Here is a 17,319-nt window from a genome sequence, read left to right as displayed (position 1 = left end):
GACCCAAACGGCGCCCCCACAGGAAGGGCAGCACATGCGCCGGCGAGAAGGGCGTGGTAAATCTATGATCATCCAATAAGCGCAGCCCTGTCGCGCCACCTTTTCCAGCTCTGGCGCATGCAGAAGAACAAGGACTCAGCCCATGCCCTCCCGCGTACGCCAGCATCCACGCCCGGCCAGCTGCCCGCTCCTTCCCGCCCGTACGGGCTGCCGGGCACAGCGCGCCCGCGGCTTCGCCCCGGTGGCGCTCATCCTGCTCGCCGCCTGTGCGCTGATGGCCGGAAGCGCACAGGCGGAGAGTCCGATGCTGGTGGATGACGCCGCCACCTCCGGCCGTGGCAAGGGCAACCTGGAGGCCACCGGCTTCGACGACGGCAGCCACCGCGGCATGGCCGCCAGCCTCGCCTACGGACTGGGCGAAACGCTGGAACTGCAGCTGGCGCTGGCAGCCTCGCACACCCACGGACGAGGCGCGGACACCCGCGTGGCCCATGGCGGCATCGGCTTGAAATGGGTTCCCTGGCAGACGGATGCCGGCCTCTCCGCCGGCCTGCTGCTGCAGCAATACACGCTGCGGCCAGACGGCAAGGAAGACAGCGACGACGAACGCCGCCGCACCGTAGACCTGCTGCTGAGCTGGCAGCAGCCGGAGGGTCCGCTGCTGCATCTCAACCTTGGCCACGGATGGACGCACACCGCCGGCGTAGCGGAAGACGCCGCCCGCTGGGGGCTGGGCCTGGACCTGCCGCTGAGCGAAGCCAGCAGCCTGACGCTGGAGCGCTTCGGCCAGACGCACGCCTGGCCCGGCTACCAGGTCGGCCTGCGCCATCTCGTCAGCGAGGCGCTCAAGCTCTATGGCGCGGCCGGCCGCAACGACGGCGCGGCAATCTGGAACCTGGGGCTGAGCTGGGAATTCTGAACCGGCGGGCAAGGGAAGCAGTCGAGCGATCCCGGCGGCGCCCATTGCCGGCCTCCCTGCCGTCTCAAGCGCCGCTGCGCGGCAGCAGGTCCTCCAGGAAGGCCGGCCGGCCGAAGCAGTACCCCTGCACGGTGGCGATGCCGGTGTGGCTGCGCAGGTACTCCAGCTCCTCCACCTCTTCCACACCCTCGGCCACCATGCTGATCTGCAGCGCGCGGCAGACCGACTCGATGGCCTTGAGGATGCCCTGGCTGCGGGCCCGCTCATGGATGCCGGTAATGAAGGCGCGATCCACCTTCAACTCGTCGGCGGTGATGTCGGCCAGCGTGGACAGCGAGGAGTAGCCAGTGCCGAAGTCGTCAATGGACACCCGCACGCCGAGCGCACGCAGCCGCGGCAGCACCGCGTCCTGGAACTGCTGGGCGGCGACCAGCGCATCCTCGGTGAGCTCCACCACCAGCCGCCGGGCGATGCCACTGGCGGAGATGGCCGCCAGCAGGCGGTCGATGAACTGCATGTCGCCCGCCTGCTGGGCGGAGACATTGAAGCTCACGCTGATGCCGGCGCCATAGTGGCGACTCAGGCACGGCAGCTCGCGGGCGATGTCGTCCAGCACCTGCAGGGTGATGTCGTCCAGCAGCCCGAGCTCGCCGGCCATCTCGATGAACACGCCCGGCGGCTGGATGCGGCCGTCCGGCTCCACCCAGCGCACCAGCGCCTCGAAGCCGACCACCGTCTCGTCCGCCAGCCGCACCTTGGGCTGGTAGGCGTTGCGGAAATGGCGGTCGCGCACCGCGGCGCGCAGGCTCTGCTCCAGGTCCATGCGGGCGGTGAGCGCATGGCCCATGCTGGCATCGAAGTAGGCCACGCTGCCCTTGCGCAGGCTCTTGGCCTGGTAAATGGCGCTGTCGGCGCAGCGCCTCAGGGTCTCGTAGTCGCCGCCGTGCGCCGGGTAGAAGCTCACCCCCACCGAGGCGGAGGTCAGCAGTTCGTGGCATTCCACCACGAAGGGCCGGCGGCAGGCCTCCAGCACCCGCTCTATCACCCGCGCCACCTCGGCCTCGTTCTGCGCCGGATCGACCAGCAGCAGGAATTCATCGCCGCTGATGCGCGCCAGCGTGTCGCTGGGCCGCAGCGACTCCGCCACCCGGCGGGAGAAGGCGATCAGCAGCTGGTCGCCCATGCCGTGGCTGTAGTAGTCATTCACCTGCTTGAAGTTGTCGATGTCGATGAAGGCCAGCGCAAACATGCCGCGCTCCTGGTGGGCCCGCACCGCCTTGTCGACGATCTCGTTCATCAAGGCGCGGTTGGGCAGGCCGGTGAGCGGATCGTGGAAGGCGTGGCGCTGCATTTCCTCCTCGAAGCGCTTGCGCTCGGTGATGTCCAGCGAGGTGGAGAGCATCAGGTATTCATCGAAGATGCGTACCGGCGTGCCGGTGAGCAGCACCGTGCGCGCCTCGCCGGCCAGCGTCACGCTGCGCTCGCGGGTGTAGGGCAGGCCGCCAGCCAGGCGCTCGCGGTAGCGCGCGAGGTGCAACTGGGCTTCCTGCGCCTGCTCGCCCTCCGCCCGCAGGTGCGGCGGCAATTCGCCCAGCAGATCCTCCACCCTGGCTCCCAGCAGCTGGGCGCCGGCGTCATTGACGACCAGCAGCCGTCCGGCTTCGTCCTGCACCGCCACACCCACCGGCATCGCCCGCACCAGCTCCTGCAGCAGGTCGGCATTGCGCTTGGCCACCTGTTCGCTCTGGCGCAGCTGCCGGCTCAGCTCCAGCAGCCGCCGGCTCTCGGCCGCACTCTCGGCGGCATAGCGGGTAGCCAGCGCATGCGAGACCAGTACCGAGTAACGCCGCGCCAGGCCGACATTGCCGCGGTCAAAGCCCGGCAGCCCCGGATCGCGCAACAGCAGCAGGATGCCCCGCCGCTCGCGCACCCGCACCGGCACCAGCAGCGCAGAGCCGGCCGGCGACAGGCCGAGGCCGGCGGCCACCTCCCATTCCGGCAGACCGGCGGTGGAGAAGGTGGCCACCACCTTGCCGCCCATCACCTTGCGGAACAGGGCCGCCACCGGCCAGCGCGAATGCAGCAGCCCCGCGTCCTCGGCGACGATGCACTCCAGTGCCTCGCCGCCGCCTTCCGGCTCGGCCAGCATCAGCGCCTGGGAGAAGGTGAAGACCTTGCGCAGCGAGGAGAAGACGCGGACGAAAGGGTCTTCCTCTCCCTCGACGCCGAGCAGGGATTCGAGCGCTTCCAGCAGTTGCTGCACGTCCGCTCCGGCCTGGCGCAGGGCGTCGTAATCCCGTCGCAGGGAGAGCAGCGCCTCGCGCAGGGCCTCGTTGCTCTCGGTGGGCGGCACGGAGGGGTCGAATGACATGAAAGAGTCCAGAGGCGGGGGCCAGGTTGCTCAGCGGGCGAAGACCACCGCCGAGATCATCAGGTTGCCGTGCACATTGCTGTCTATCAGGCAGCCCTGTTCGCCGAAGGTGAAGCAGCCGAGGAAGGGCGCGCCATGCAAGCTCTCGGCGATGGCGCCGGCGACCTCGCCGATTTCCTTGTCCACCGCCATCTTGCAGCCGCCGCAATACACCACCAGCGCGCCGGCCACCGCCAACGCGTCCGGCAGGCTGCGGCGGGCCTGGCGGCTGACGCGGCCGGCGCGCTCTATCAGGCGGCGGCGGTCGCCACGCATGGCGAACAGCCGCGTGCCGGCCGCCACGTCGCGGAACACCCGCAGGCCACCGGCCGGCGTGACCGACTCCGGGTGTATCAGCAGGTAGTGGGTGACGCCATCGATGCGACCACCATCGGTGGCGAGGGGAAACATGGTGGTCTGCTGCAGGATGGAGCCGCCTGCCAGCGCGGTGGCGATCGCCCCGCCCGTCCAGCGGTTGTACACCTCGGCAGCCGGCTCACCATCGATGGAGAGGATCTCCCGCCCATGGCCCTGGGTGACCACGCCACTGGCGCCGTCGGGCTGGAAGCCGATGCCGGTCACCACCCCACTGGGGCCGGCGGGCTCATACCCCCCCTGGAAAGCGAAGCCGACCGCGGCGGAGGGAAACAGCACGCCCACTGCCAGGCCGTCGCTCAAGGCGCCCACCGGCCCGAGCTGGCGCCAGCGTCCGGCCACGGTTTCATCGGCCGAAGTGCCGCCGATGATGGGGCAGGCATTGCCCACCACCCGCCGCAGCCCCTCCAGCACCGCCTCCTCGTTGCCGGGCGCCTGGTAGATCCACACCAGCTCGGGCAACTGCCCTTCGCAGCCGCAGCTGGCCAGCGCCTGCCCCAGCAGCGCCTCGGCCGCCGCCGCCGGGTCGTGCCCCAGCGGTCCGGCGGCGGCGCCGTATTCGCCGGCGGCGTCCTCCAGCACCAGCAGGCCGATGCCCTGCTCGTCGATGACTCCGCGCTCGGTCATCAGCCCGCCGGCGGAGCTGCCACCCAGCAGGGCGGCCTGCGGGAACTGGCGCCGCAACTCGGCAGCCAGCAGGTTGTCGTCGTGCCCGCAGCCGTAAAAGGCCACCACCATCTGTGCCCCGCGGGCGCCCTCGGGCAACTGCGCCGTCAATTTGCGGAAAACCGCCGCGGTATCCTGGCCGCGCGCCGCGCAGCTATGCACCCTGTCCATGTTCGCGCCCTGCCCCCTTTGATGTGGAACGACGGCTGGACGCCATTCTGCGCCCTTGGACCATCACGCCACGCATGACGAAAAGATGAAGACGCGTAATCATATCGGCATCCGCGGGGGCTCTGCCATGCAGCACTGCACACACCCACTCCGGTAGTAAGGGCGCGACCGGCACACCAGCATCAGGACAAGGTGGCGAGCACGCTGGCGGCCCGTTCCAGCGCTTCGTCGCTGGCACGCAGCAGCGGCGGCCGCAGCACGTCTTCCAGCAATGCCTGCCGCGCCAGCATGGCCTTGATGACGCAGGGATTGGGCTCGGCGAACAGGGCTTCGATCAGCGGCACCAGGGCGTGGTGCAGCGCCCTGGCCTCGGCCAGCCGTTCGGCCGCCACCGCGCGCTGCATCGCCACGAAGCGCTCCGGCAACAGATGCGCCGCCGCCGAGATGGCGCCGGCGCCGCCCAGGCAGAGCGTGGGGAATATCTGCGCGTCCTCGCCGGCCAGCACCTGCAGCCGGCCGTCCACGATCAACGCGCGGGTCTTCTCCGCCGAGCCGCCGCAGTCCTTCACCGCACGGATGTTGGGATGGGCCGCCAGCGTCAGCAGCGTATCGGTCGCCACGGCCACGCCGGTGCGATAGGGAATGTCGTACAGCACCAATGGCGCCCGCGAGCGCTCGGCCAGTTCGTGGAAATGGGCGACCAGCGCCGCCTGCGAGGGGCGCACATAGTAGGGTGCGGGGCACAACACCGCGGCCAGCGGCAGGTGGTTGAGCCGCGCCAGCCGGGCGTGCAGCCGTGTGGTGTTGTTGCCTGCCAGGCCACAGATCACCGGCAGCCCGCCGGCGGCACCGAGCACGCAGTCCAGCACCGCGTCCTGCTCGCCTTCGTCCAGCGCGGCGGCTTCACCGGTGGAGCCCAGCGCCACCACGCCGGCCACACCGGCCGCGCGGTAATGCTCCACCAGCCGGCGCAGCGCCGCATGGTCTACGCTGAGGCTGGCGTCTGCCTTGAAGGGTGTCACCAGGGCAACCCAGATACCGGAGAAATCCGACATGGAAACGTACTCCTACGCAAAGACCGGCATGAATGCCGTCGAATCATGCGGCGAGACTACGTGGGTACCTGGAGGGCGCGCTGCCATCCGGTCCTGCCGTCCCGTCGCCCGTCCGACGGAACAGCAGCTCCGGTCAGACGAGCGGCTGTTTTTTGGCTTTTTTGGACTGCTCCGCACCCGCGAGTGCAAGGCTGCCGGAGGCGGCAACGGTGGCGGGGGAAAGGTGGGCGGCGCAGACCATGGCGCGGATTGTAACGCCGGCATCCACGCCGGAGAACCGCTGGCGGAAAGAAAACGCCGCGCTGCCGCATCCGGCTTCCGCTACGGCAGTAGCAGGGCCGGCTTGCCCGCCATCAGGAAATACACGCCGACCATGGCGACGAAGGCCGGATAGCCCAGCCACTCCCAGTAACGGGCGTAGCGCCAGTACAAGGGCGGCAGCGCGGTGCCGGCGGCGGCCGCCTTTTTTGCCATGTCCGCCAAGTGCAGTTGCAGCCACACCACCGGCAGCCAGCACGCGCCGGCCAGCAGATAGAGCGCGACCGAAGCCATCAGCCAGGGCGTGCTCCAGGGCCAGCCGGCGATATGCACAAGCCATAGGCCGGTCAGCGGCTGGATGAAGACGGCAGGCGTGGTGAACCACCAGTCGGCGCGCACCACCAGCCTGGAGACGGTGGCGATGGCGGCCACCGAGCCTGAGCGGTTGGCGAAGAACAGGTAGAAGGCGGTGCCGAAGCCGGTTCCCACCAGCAGCACCGAGGACAGGATGTGCAGCGTCTTGATGAAGGCATAGAGCGTCATGGCCGCCTTTCCTCCGCGTAGAGCAGGAACAGGATTGCGAGTATCGGCAGGTTCTTCAGCACCGGGCCGAAGGGGTGGGCGAGGAAGGCCGGCAGGGCGACCGCGATCACCAGGGAGTAGCCCGCTACCACCAGCATCTGCGCCAGCCACAGGCGCCGGCCGGGCCGGCACAGCGTGGCGAGGCCGAAGGCGAGATCCATCAGCACCGCGCCGTAGAAGGCGATCAGCGCCGGCATGCCTTGCAGGCCGGCCTCCGCCAGCAGTGCCAGGCTGGCCTCCCGCGGATAGGCGACCAGGCAGACCAGCGCGGTGAGCAGCCAGACCGACGCCAGCGCCAGCCGGAGCAAGGCCGGTCGCCAGGTGGCGAGTGCCTGCTGGCGTGCGCTCTCCCGTTCGGCGGCGGACATGAAACCACTCAGGCCCCGGGGCGGCCGTTGCAACAACTGGCGGGTGGCGCCATCGTCCGTCGTGTTGCCGGCTTCCAGCATCGACAAGGTATCGCGGGTGAGCAGCGAGCCGGGCAGGTGTTCTGCGAAGCTTGCGCAGAAGCGCATCGCCCAGGCTGGCATCGGAAAAGTCCAGGCCGGCGGAAAACCCATCGCCGCGCGGTAGTAGGCCAGCATCTGCCGGTAAGAGCAGACTTCGGCCCCCACCAGCGCCACGCATTGCTGCACCGGCGTCGCCGGGTCCAGCAGGCGCAGCGCGGCTTCGGCCACATCGTCGATATGCACGGCCCGCAGTGGCTGCTTGCCGCCGGAAGGCAATGGCAGCAGCGGAGAACTCGCCAGCAGGCGGAAGAAACCCGCGGACTTCCCCCTCGGGCCATAGATCAGCCCCGGTCGCAGTATCTGCCAGCCAAGGGGGCGCGACATCAGGAACGCGTCCGCCGCCAGCTTGCTGGTGAAGTAGGCACCGCGGCCATGCTCCACACCCAGCGCGGAGATCTGCAGCACGCGCGAGACGCCGCTCCGCTCGCAAGCCGCGAACAACGCCGCCGGAGCGCGGTGGTGGATGGCATCGAAGCGCTGCCCGCCCCGCTCCACCAGTATCCCCACCGCATTGACCACAGCATCCACGCCCCGCAGCAAAGGGAGCCAGTCTTCGACGCCGAGCATGCGGCCGAAATCGGCCTCGACTTCATCTTGCCGCGCCGGCCTGCGCACCGCCCTCAGCACCTCGTGCCCGGCCGTTTCCAGACGCCTGGCGATCTCCCCGCCGAGGAAGCCGCCCGCACCGCAGACCAGGATGCGCATCACGGCAACTCCCCCTGCGGCACCCGCCGCCACACCGCGCGCGTCGTCACCGCTACCGCCGCCAGCACGCCGAGCACGCTCAGGGAAGCCACCCGCCTGAACGCATCCTGCAAGGGAGCGGCGCTCAGCGAGCCTCCGAACAGCAGCACCGCGCACAGCGGCGTCAGCACCATCAGCAGGCCCAGCGTGCGCACCCAGTAATCGGCACGCGCCTCGGTACCGCACAGATCCAGCAGGATGCTGCGGGTCGCCTCCTTCAGGTGGAGATGAACCAGGTAGCCCAGCAGCGGCGGCAGCGCCATTTGCACCAACAGGAAGAACAGCAGCGAAGACATGGAAGACTCCTTCAGCGATGAGAGGAAAAACCTGCGACATCCCCGCGCCGAGGCGAGGCAGCAGCCCGGCACGGCAGCGCTTGCTGGCGGGGCGCGGTGCAGACGGCCGGCGCCCGCAAACATCTATTCATGCAGTTATTTCTGCATGAACAGAAATAACTGCATCAAAAAAACGGGCGACTCGCCCGCTTCGCCGCCCCAGCTCAGGCGTCCTTCTTTCTCACTGCCCGGCTCAGCTTGGCGCCCATGCCCAGGGTTTTCATCAGCGTTTCCGGCTTCAGCCTGAGCATCTCGTCGGACCACGTGGTCAGTATCTCCACGAACTCCAGCGTCTCGCGGATGCGCCGCTCGGTGCCGTCGTCCTCCGCCGGCAGTTGCGGATCGTCCAGGCAGGCGCGCAGCACGCCCAGCGTCGGGTCGATCTCCCGCTGCCTCCGCCCCTCGACGATGAGCTTGAACAGTTCCCAGACGTCGGTGGAGGTCTCGAAGTGGTCCTTGCGGTCGCCCAGCAGATGCACCATGCGCACCAGCTTCCAGGCCTGCAGCTCCTTGAGGCTGGTGCTGACGTTGGAGCGCGCCACGTTCAGGGTCTGGGCGATTTCCTCCGCATCCAGCGGCCGCCCGGCGAGATAGAGCAACGCATGTACCTGCGCCACCGTGCGATTGACTCCCCAGCGGGAGCCCATCTCGCCCCAGTGCAGGATGAAGCGTTCAGCGATCGGTTTGAGTTCCATGAGGTGGAATCTAGTCATGTCAGTAATTTCTGTCAACACAGAAATTACTGACATTCAGGAGCCCTCAAAAGGCGGTTCCATGCCTGAAGGCGGGTCACGAAAACCCTTATCGGCTCCTTCTTCGCACAAGAGCGGGTCTGCTACTTGAGATTCCGCAGCGCCCGCTTGCAGATACGCACTGTCGCCGGGTGGTCGCCTGCCGCGAGCCAGCCTGCGCACAGGGCGGCGACCCAGTCGGGGCGGGTTTTGCCGGCATCGTTCAGCCAGTTGCCGACGGAATCCTGCACGTAGGCCGCCGGATCCGCGCGCAGCGCCTGCAGGATGGGCAAGGCCAGTTCGGGAGCGCTCTTGAGGCGGGCGATGTGGGCGCACCAGACGCCGCGCGGCCGCAGCGCTTCGCAGGCGAACCGGCGTAGGCGTTCGGAGGACTCGCAGGTCCAAGGCGTGAGCAGGGCGATGGCGGTTTCCAGTTCCGCGGCGAGATGGCCACGCAGCGCCAGCCAGGCCCATTCGCGCACGCCGAAGTGGGGATCGTCCGCCAGCGGGCGAACGGCCTCCAGGCGCGCGGCCAGTCCGGCACCGGGCATGGCGGCGAGCAGGAAGCAGGCCCAGCCGCGGACGGTGTCGGAGGAGTGCGCCAGGCAGCGCGCCAGGGCCGCCTCGCCGCCGTGCTGCTGCAACAGCGTACCGATGGCGCTCATGCGCTTGAGGATGCCCGCTTCCTTGCCGGGCAGATCATCGGCCGGCAATCCGGGGAAGACCGCCAGCAGCAGCCGTTGCTGATCGAGCGCGAGAATTTCGGACAGGGTGGCGCTGGCCAGCGTGCCGGCTTCCAGCGCGGCCAGATGTTCCGGCGACACCGCGGCGACCCGGTTGGCGCCGGTGCGGGGTCTGGCTGTGGGCGGCGCGCTGGCTGGACCGGAGGACTGCGCTTCACGCTGACTCTTCGCCCGGCTCATTGCTGCGCCTCCCCAGCCGCGACCGCGCCGGTACGGGCGGCAACGCGGGCAAGCAAGCCGGACAGCACCCGCCGCTCCTCCGTGCCGATGTCACCCAGCAGACCAGCGATCCACTGCGCATGCTGGGCGAACAGGCGCCCCGCCAGGCGCTTGCCCGCGGGAGTGAGGCAGACGGCGAGACTGCGGCGGTCGGCCAGTTCGGCGCGGCGCTCCACCAGCCCTTCCCGCTCCAGCCCATCCACCAGGCCGGTGACCGTGGCGCGGCTGACGCCGGCGCGTTCGGCGAGCAGATTGGGCGGCAGGCCCTGTTCGGCGGCATCGAGCAGGAAGAGCAGGATGAAGCGGCCTTCCGACAGCCCGTGCGGCGCCAGCAGCGCGGCGCAGTCGCGGTTTATCGCGGCGGCCACCGACAGCAGCTGGAAGCACAGGCGGATGCCGCCTACGTCCGGCAGCTGGCGGCGGTGCGCTTCGTCCAGCAGGGCGAGGTATTTCTGTTCGAGGCTTTGCTCAAGGGTGGGGGTGATTTCGTTCATGGCCGCCATATTATATGGCGGCTAATCACATCGCCATCCGCATGAAAAAGCGGCTAGCGCATCAAGCCCAGTTCCCCGAGCACGGACCGCGCAAGGCGCTCGCGAAGGGGCGCCTGGGCGATGCCGCCGGGCATGTCGATGTTGAGGGCGAAGTAGCTGCGCTGTGTGCCGCGCTCCACCCAGCCGACGTACCAGCCCAGCGAATCCCGGCCGCCGCCAGTCCAGCCGGTCTTGGCGTACAGGCGATAGGCCGGGGTTTCCTCCCGCAGCATCAGCTCGCGGCCCAGGCGCTGGCTGCGCTCGGACAGAGGCAGCGTGCCGGCGAGGAAACGGCGCAGGAAGTCCACCTGCTCCACCGCCGAGATGCGCAGCCCGCCATCCAGCCAGAAGCGCTCCAGCACCGGGCCGGTTTCGGCGTTGCCGTAGCGGAAGTCACGCACGAAGGCGGCCATGCGTTCGGCGCCGACCTTGCGGGCGATGTCCTGATAGACCCACACGGCGGACACCTTGAAGGCGCTCTCCAGCGTCTGGTCGCGGTTCCAGTCCGGAAACTCGCGCTGCACGCCGTCCCAGCGCCACGGCTGGGCTGCGTCGGCGGCGATACCGGTTTCCAGCGCGATCAGGGTGTTGGGGATCTTGAAGGTGGAGGCCGGCAGGTAGCGCACATGGGCGCGGCGGGAGTCGGAAGCGATCCAGCGGCCGCTGGCCTCGTCCATGACGACGATGGTGCCGCGCACGCCGGCGGCCTGGAAGTGGCGCTCCAGCGCCGGCCTGTCTTCCCAGCGTTCCACGCCGGCGGCTGCGGCGGGCTGGATGAAGTTAGCCGCCAGCAGCAGGACGGCGGCAGCGCGGCTGGCGTATCGCCGAAGGAATGCAGATCTCATGATGAACTCCGGAAAGCGTTGAAAGGCAAAGCCAGTATCGACAGGGACAGCGCGCGCCGCCCCGGCCTTCCCGGTTACGCCCGTTGCAGCGCCGGCAGGCTCACCAGTTCGGCGCGCAGCTGCGCCAGTTCCTGCGCGTAGGAGCGGCGCAGCGCGGCATCGCGCAGCTTGCGCACTTCGTGGGCGATGCGGCGACACAGCTCGGCGCATTCCACCCGGCGCTGCTCGCGCGCCGCATGGGTGGCCCAGACGAGGAAGAAGGCGCAGCGCTGGTCCACCGGGATCTGCGAATGCACCGCCCGCCGGCCTTGCCAGGCCTGCTCGGCGAACTCGGTGTAGCCGGCCGCCGCCAGCGGCATGCCCTGTGCCGCCGCCAGCGCGGCGAGTTCGGCATAGGGCAGACGATTCACCGCGGTGAGCCGCAGCAGGAAGACGACGTTGAGCAGCGAGCGGGTGGCGATCTGCCAGCGGGCGCAGATGGCGTCGCTGAGCAGCAGCCAGCGCACCGCCTCGCGCACCGGGCTGCCGTCGGCGGGCGGGTCGGCCGCCTCGCCGCCGAACAGCCCGGCTTCATACAGCCGCCCCAGGGTGTTGGCGAGATTGGCGGCGGTCACCTGCAGCTGCTCCGGCGCGGCGGCCAGCGCGGCGCAGCGTATGGCCTCGCCGAAGCAGGCGACCGCGGCGGCGGCTTGCGGCGCCGCGCACTGCCGCAGTGCCAGTTCGCGCAGCACCATGCCACGCAGGTTGAGGTAGTCGTTGCGCAGGGCGAGATCCACCGCCAGGCTGGCCGGCTCCACTTCGTCCAGCCGCGCCAGCGCGGCGGCGGCGTTGCCCAGGCCGCCGTAGATGTGCCAGGCGGACAGCAGCTGGATGCGCGCTTCGATCAGGCGGCGCTGTTGCGGCACCAGCCGCGGGCTGGTGGCGAGGGCGGAGAGTTCGCGCAGGTCGTCCTGCAGCGCAGCCCAGTCGGCCAGGCGGCGGGAGATGCGGGCGCGGCGCACGGCAATGGCGGCGCGGTCGGCCACGTCGTCCGCCGACAGCTGGCTCAGGGCACGGGCGAGCTGCTGGCGCGCCGGGTAGAGCTCGCCGCGGTCCAGCAGGTGGTCGGCCTGGGCGAGGGCGTCGATGTAGGCCAGCGGCGGCAGCGTCACCGGCGCGCTCGTCGCCTCGCCGCCCGCGCGCGGCGGACGCAGCAGCGCGGCCAGGGCGCAGGGCGTCGCCGGCTGGCCGTCGATGCGGAAGGCGCAGCGCGCCGCCAGCGCTTCGTCCAGCCAGTACGGCCCGGCGCTGGCCGCCGCATGGCCGACCAGACCTTGCAGCGGCGTGCCGGCGAGGCTGCGCAGCGCGCGCCACAGCTGGGTGCGGTGCAGATCGGCGAGGCCGCCGATGCGGTCGCGCAGGTCCGGCCGGCTGCAGGGCTGCTGCGGCGTCGCCCCGCCTTCGCCGCGCGCTTCCAGCAGCGCCGCCAGCAGCAGGGGCAGCATGCGCCCCGGCAGCGGCTGGCTGGCGATCACCAGGCCACGGCCACCGAGTTCGACGTCTATCATCAAGCGCGCTCCAGCGTAAGGAGCGGCGATTGTCCGCCCTGCCCCCGCCACGGTTGCGGCAGAGCCGGCGTAACGCGCGTTACACCGCCTCGCATGCGGGGTCGGCATCGGCCGGCAGGGGCAGCTGGAGGTCGGCGGCGAGGATGGCGGCGGCCGCCTCCGGCGTCAGCTGCCGCACCGCTACTTCCACCGTCATGCCCAGGTAGTCGTCCGCCGCGCCGAACCAGGCGCCGGCCACTGGCGCCGCCTGTTCCGGCGTACGGGTGTAGGCGACGCGGATGAGGTCGGTGCCGCCATAGAGCGTGTTGGTGGGATCGAAGGGCACCCAGCCGGCGCCGGGCAGATAGACATGCAGCCAGGCATGGGTGGAGCCGGCGCCGCGGGTGACGGCGCCGGCATCCGCGCTCTCCGGCTGGCGGGCGCCCTGCTGCAGTCCGCCGGCGGCCGGGTCCGCGCTCGGCGCGGGTGCGGACGCGCCACAGCCGTCGTCCAGCGCCTTGTCGTACAGGTAGCCGGAGACGAAGCGGGCAGCCAGGCCGAGGCCACGGGCGGCTTCCATCATCAGCAGGGCGAAGTCGCGGCAGGTGCCGCTGCCCAGCGCCAGCGTCTGCGCCGGGCGCTGGGTGCCCATGGCGTCGCGGGAGGCATAGCGGAAATCGGCGCGTATGCCCTCGGCGATGTTGCGCAGCACGTCCTGGGTGTGGATGACCCCGCGCGCCGGCAGGAAGGGCTGCACCCAGGCGCTGACCGCCGCCGCATCCTCCGGGTACTGCAGCGGCAGGAAGGGGGCGAGGTCCAGCTTGTCGTCGGCGGAATACTCGAAGGGGTAATCCTGCGCCTCCGGCGCCACCGGAAGCTCCAGGTTGTGCACGCCGAAATGCTCGATGACGAAGCGCGCCGCCAGCCGCAGCTCGGTGGCCGGCCCCACCGGCTCCACCACCGCCACCGAGTTCGAGAACACGTCGTGTATCCAGTGCTGGCGCGCCAGCGGCGATACCTCCAGCCCGGCCTGCAGCACCCGCAGGTCATGCGCGGCGCGCGGCCGGAACATCAGCTTGTGCGGCGAGAATGCCACCGGGTTGGCGTAGCGGTAGGTGGTGATGTGCTCGACCTCGATGAAGACCGACATGCTGCGCTCCCTTCATTCGGCGCCGTGTAGCGTGGCGCCCGTGTTCATCTCCGCCGGCCGCTGGCTCAAGCGCCGTCGCGCAATTGCAGCGCCTTGTACTCCAGAAACTCCTCCAGCCCATACACGCCGTTCTCCCGCCCGAGGCCGGACTGGCGATAGCCGCCGAAAGGCGCGCGCGGATTCCAGGCGCCGCCGTTGATGTCCACCTGGCCGCTGCGGATGCGCCGTGCCGCCGCCAGCGCCCGCGCGTCGCTGCCGGCCCACACCGCGCCGCCCAGGCCGTAGGCGGAATCGTTGGCGATGCGCACCGCGTCGTCGTCGCCGTCATGCGGCAGGATCACCAGCACCGGGCCGAAGATTTCCTCCTGCGCCACGGTGGCGCTGGCGTCCTCGCATACCAGCGCGGTGGGGGCGACGAAGTAGCCCTGCTCCAGCCCGGCCGGCGGCTCGGCGCCACCGCAGACCAGGCGGGCGCCCTCCTCGATGCCACGGCGGATGTAGCCCTGCACCCGCTCGCGCTGCGCCGCCGACACCAGCGGGCCGAGGCGGCTGCCCTCGACCAAGGCCGGGCCGGGCGTCATCTTCGCCATCGCCCCGGCGGCCAGCGCCGCCGCCTCGTCCAGCCGCGCGCGCGGCACCAGCAGCCGGGTGTGGGCGGAGCAGGTCTGGCCGGAGTTGAGCAGGCAGCTGGACACGGTGGCCTTCACCGCCGCGCCCAGGTCAGCATCCTCCAGCACCACCGCGGCGGACTTGCCGCCCAGCTCCAGCGCCACCTTCTTCACCGTGGCCGCGGCCAGTTCGGCGACGCGGCGGCCGGCGCGGGTGGAGCCGGTGAAGGACACCATGTCCACCCGCGGATCGGCGGCCAGCACCTCGCCCACCACCGGCCCGTAGCCGGTCACCAGGTTGAACACGCCCGGCGGCAGGCCGGCGGCGGCGATGATCTCCGCCAGCAGGAAGGCGTTGATCGGCGCCACCTCCGAGGGCTTCAGCACCACGGTGCAGCCGGCCAGCAGCGCCGGCGCCACCTTCAGGGTGATCTGGTTGAGCGGGAAATTCCACGGCGTGATCGCGCCGACCACGCCCACCGGCTCGCGCACCACCAGCGAGTTGCCGACGCGGCGCTCCCACTCGAAGCCGTCCGCCAGTTCGGCGTAGTACCGCCAGTGCCACAGCGGGCCGCCCACCTGCACCCGGGCGGCGAGCTTGAGTGGCATGCCGACCTCGTGGGCGATGGCCTCCGCCAACTCGCCGCTGCGCGCCTCCACCCCGGCGGCGATGCGGGCGATGGCCGCCGCGCGCTCGGACACCGGCGTCGCCGCCCAGCAGTCGAAGGCGGCGCGGGCGGCCGCCACCGCCGCCTCCGCATCCGCCACCGTGCCTTCCGGGATGCGGGCATAGAGGCTGCCGTCGCTGGGGTCGATGACATCGATCAGCCCGCGGCCGGCGGGGGCGACCCAGCGGCCGCCGATGTAAAGGGTGTCGCGTACCAGCGTCATCTCAGCGCTCCTGAAAAAAGTCTGCGGCGATTGTAGCCGGGGCCGGATGACCCGGCCGGCGGCGCTTCCCGCGCCGGGCGACGGCCAGCCCGGCTCCCGACGGCCCCCGGGCCCCCAAGCCTTACCGGCCCGGCGGTTCGAACAAGCGCTGCCATCCGCTCGCGGCCTTCGACCGGGCCCGGGACAGGCTTGCCCAAGGGCGTGGATAAGGGAGAATCCCGCTCTTCCTCTTGCCTCCGGAGCCCGCTCATGAGCACCGCCCTGCTGCCCGCGGTCGAGATCACGACCGCCGCCCAACCCACCCATGCGGTGATCTGGCTGCACGGCCTGGGCGCCGACGGCCACGACTTCGAGCCGGTGGTGGACGAGTTCGACCCCTCAGTGCTGCCGCCCACCCGCTTCGTCTTCCCGCATGCACCGGTGCGGCCGGTGACCATCAACGGCGGCTACCCGATGCGCGCCTGGTACGACCTCGTCACCGGCGACTTCTCCCGCCGCCGCGAAGACCCGGCCGGCGTACACGAATCCGCCCGGCAGCTGGAAGCGTTGATCGCCCGCGAAAACGAGCGCGGCATTGCCGACGAACGCATCGTGCTCGCCGGCTTCTCCCAGGGCGGCGCGGTGGCGCTGCACACCGCCCTGCGCCACCCGCGGCGGCTGGCCGGCGTGCTGGCGCTGTCCACCTACCTGCCGCTGGCCGACACCCTGGCCGCCGAAGCGTCGCCGGCCAACAAGGACGTGCCCATCTTCATGGCGCACGGCCACGGCGACACCGTGATCCCCTACGACTTCGCCGAACGCTCTGCCAGGCTGATGCAGGAAGCCGGCTACCCGCTGGCCTGGCATCCCTACTTCACCGAACACAGCCTGTGCCTTGAAGAGATCCGGGATGTGGAGGCCTGGCTGGCGCAGGTGCTGGGCGGCTGAAACGGCACCAGGCAAGGCAAGGCGGCCGGCAGGGCGGCATGCCCTCGCCGGCCGCCTTGCCTTCCCCCAGTCACAACACCCGCTTGAACCAGTACAGCGACAGGAAGGCCGCCAGCACCGCCAGCAGCACGCCCAGCGCGGAAAACAGCGCGCTTACCTCGGTCTGCTGCGTCTTCATCACCAGCCGGCTGCCGAGGTTGCGGTAGATCTGCTCCAGCTCGCTGGCGCTGGTGGCATGAAAGTACTCGCCCCGGGTGGCGTCGGCCACGCCCTTCAGCGTCGCCTCGTCCAGCCGCACGCGCATGGACCAGCCTTCGTAGCCCACCACCTCGCCTTCCGGCGTGCCGATGCCCACGGTATAGACGCGCACGCCGCGGTCGGCCACGAACTGCGCCGCCTCCTCCACCGCCGGGCCGGCGGTGCGCTGGCCGTCAGTGAGCAGCACGATGGCGGCATCCGGGTAGGAGCCGGGCGCCACCGGCGGCGGCTTCGGCGGCTTGGGTGGCGGCGGCGTGCCGCCGGGGCGCAGCGGCGGCGCCTCGCCTTCGCCGGTGAGGGCCTGGATGTCGATGCCGGCCTCGGGAAAGATGGCCGCCAGGGCCACCAGCAGGCCGCTGCCCACCGCGGTGCCGCGCTGCAGCTGGAAGCGGTCTATGGCGGCGTCGATTTCCTCGTGGTTGCGGGTGGGCGGCTGCACCAGCGCGGCGGTGGCGGCGAAGGCGACCACGCCCACCCGGGTGCTCTTGGGCACCGCGGCGACAAAGCTGTGGGCGGCGGCCTGGGCGGCGGCAAGGCGGTTGGGGCCGACATCGGCCGCGCGCATGCTGCCGGAGATATCCATCGCCAGGATGATGGTGCGTTCCTCTTCCGGCAGCGTGAGCACCGCCACCGGCCGCGCCATCGCCACCATCATCGCCGCCAGGCCAAGCAGGAACAGCAGCGGCGGCAAATGACGGCGCCAGCCACGGTTGCGGCTCAAGGCCTCCTGTACCAGGGCGAGGCCGGCGTGGCGCAGCATGGTGGCGCGCTGCTGGCGCAGGATGCTCAGGTAGAGCAGCACCAGCAGCGGCAACAACAGCAGCAACCAGAGCAGACGGGGCCAGACGAAGCTCATCGCGCACC

General features: G+C 70.5%; 16 protein-coding genes. 2 read left to right on the top strand and 14 right to left on the bottom strand.

Going from position 1 to position 17,319, the window contains the following annotated elements; all coding sequences use genetic code 11:
* Positions 1-142 precede the first annotated feature (142 nt).
* Positions 143-919: a hypothetical protein gene (locus GRF61_RS14470; protein ID WP_169151345.1), complete on the top strand. Its 777-nt coding sequence runs from the start codon at positions 143-145 to the stop codon at positions 917-919.
* Between the two features lie 64 nt (positions 920-983).
* Here the strand turns inward: GRF61_RS14470 and GRF61_RS14465 are convergent, their stop codons facing one another.
* From GRF61_RS14465 to GRF61_RS14405, 13 genes are all read right to left on the bottom strand, one after another.
* Complete coding sequence (locus GRF61_RS14465; RefSeq protein WP_169151344.1) at positions 984-3,290, bottom strand: EAL domain-containing protein; 2,307 nt, start codon at positions 3,288-3,290, stop codon at positions 984-986.
* Between the two features lie 30 nt (positions 3,291-3,320).
* The gene (locus tag GRF61_RS14460) at positions 3,321-4,541 is read right to left on the bottom strand and encodes an FIST N-terminal domain-containing protein (RefSeq protein WP_169151343.1); all 1,221 of its coding nucleotides are present in this window, start codon (positions 4,539-4,541) and stop codon (positions 3,321-3,323) included.
* Positions 4,542-4,723: 182 nt separating this feature from the next.
* The gene (gene dapA / locus GRF61_RS14455) at positions 4,724-5,596 is read right to left on the bottom strand and encodes a 4-hydroxy-tetrahydrodipicolinate synthase (RefSeq protein ID WP_169151342.1); all 873 of its coding nucleotides are present in this window, start codon (positions 5,594-5,596) and stop codon (positions 4,724-4,726) included.
* Between the two features lie 321 nt (positions 5,597-5,917).
* Positions 5,918-6,397 (bottom strand): DUF2269 domain-containing protein, encoded by a 480-nt coding sequence (locus tag GRF61_RS14450; RefSeq protein WP_169151341.1) that lies wholly within the window; start codon positions 6,395-6,397, stop codon positions 5,918-5,920.
* A complete protein-coding gene (locus GRF61_RS14445) occupies positions 6,394-7,650 on the bottom strand; it encodes an SDR family oxidoreductase (protein WP_169151340.1) in 1,257 nt (418 codons plus the stop codon). Before GRF61_RS14445 ends, GRF61_RS14450 begins: the two co-directional genes overlap by 4 nt.
* Complete coding sequence (locus GRF61_RS14440) at positions 7,650-7,985, bottom strand: hypothetical protein (protein WP_169151339.1); 336 nt, start codon at positions 7,983-7,985, stop codon at positions 7,650-7,652. Before GRF61_RS14440 ends, GRF61_RS14445 begins: the two co-directional genes overlap by 1 nt.
* A 203-nt stretch (positions 7,986-8,188) precedes the next feature.
* Complete coding sequence (locus GRF61_RS14435) at positions 8,189-8,737, bottom strand: MarR family transcriptional regulator (protein ID WP_248281252.1); 549 nt, start codon at positions 8,735-8,737, stop codon at positions 8,189-8,191.
* A gap of 122 nt (positions 8,738-8,859) precedes the next feature.
* A complete protein-coding gene (locus tag GRF61_RS14430; RefSeq protein WP_169151338.1) occupies positions 8,860-9,678 on the bottom strand; it encodes a HEAT repeat domain-containing protein in 819 nt (272 codons plus the stop codon).
* Complete coding sequence (locus GRF61_RS14425; RefSeq protein ID WP_169151337.1) at positions 9,675-10,211, bottom strand: MarR family transcriptional regulator; 537 nt, start codon at positions 10,209-10,211, stop codon at positions 9,675-9,677. The genes GRF61_RS14430 and GRF61_RS14425 overlap by 4 nt, the downstream gene beginning before the upstream one ends.
* Positions 10,212-10,264: 53 nt before the next feature.
* Positions 10,265-11,095, bottom strand: a complete 831-nt coding sequence (gene blaOXA, locus GRF61_RS14420) for a class D beta-lactamase (RefSeq protein WP_169151336.1) — start codon at positions 11,093-11,095, stop codon at positions 10,265-10,267.
* 74 nt (positions 11,096-11,169) lie between these two features.
* Positions 11,170-12,642 (bottom strand): hypothetical protein, encoded by a 1,473-nt coding sequence (locus GRF61_RS14415; RefSeq protein WP_169151335.1) that lies wholly within the window; start codon positions 12,640-12,642, stop codon positions 11,170-11,172.
* Between the two features lie 79 nt (positions 12,643-12,721).
* Complete coding sequence (locus GRF61_RS14410; protein WP_169151334.1) at positions 12,722-13,771, bottom strand: transglutaminase family protein; 1,050 nt, start codon at positions 13,769-13,771, stop codon at positions 12,722-12,724.
* Positions 13,772-13,836: 65 nt separating this feature from the next.
* Positions 13,837-15,270 (bottom strand): aldehyde dehydrogenase family protein, encoded by a 1,434-nt coding sequence (locus GRF61_RS14405; RefSeq protein WP_169151333.1) that lies wholly within the window; start codon positions 15,268-15,270, stop codon positions 13,837-13,839.
* Between the two features lie 249 nt (positions 15,271-15,519).
* On the opposite strand from GRF61_RS14405, the gene GRF61_RS14400 reads away from it, so the two are divergent.
* Positions 15,520-16,197, top strand: coding sequence for an alpha/beta fold hydrolase (locus GRF61_RS14400; protein ID WP_169151332.1), 678 nt, complete (start codon positions 15,520-15,522; stop codon positions 16,195-16,197).
* Positions 16,198-16,267: 70 nt separating this feature from the next.
* On the opposite strand, the gene GRF61_RS14395 is transcribed toward GRF61_RS14400, so the two are convergent.
* A complete protein-coding gene (locus tag GRF61_RS14395; RefSeq protein ID WP_169151331.1) occupies positions 16,268-17,311 on the bottom strand; it encodes a VWA domain-containing protein in 1,044 nt (347 codons plus the stop codon).
* Positions 17,312-17,319: the final 8 nt, after the last annotated feature.

The organism is Azoarcus sp. TTM-91 (assembly GCF_012911025.1).
Lineage (GTDB): Bacteria > Pseudomonadota > Gammaproteobacteria > Burkholderiales > Rhodocyclaceae > Azoarcus.
Note: the sequence above shows the minus strand (reverse complement) of the source record. Positions and strands in the feature narration are given on the sequence as shown.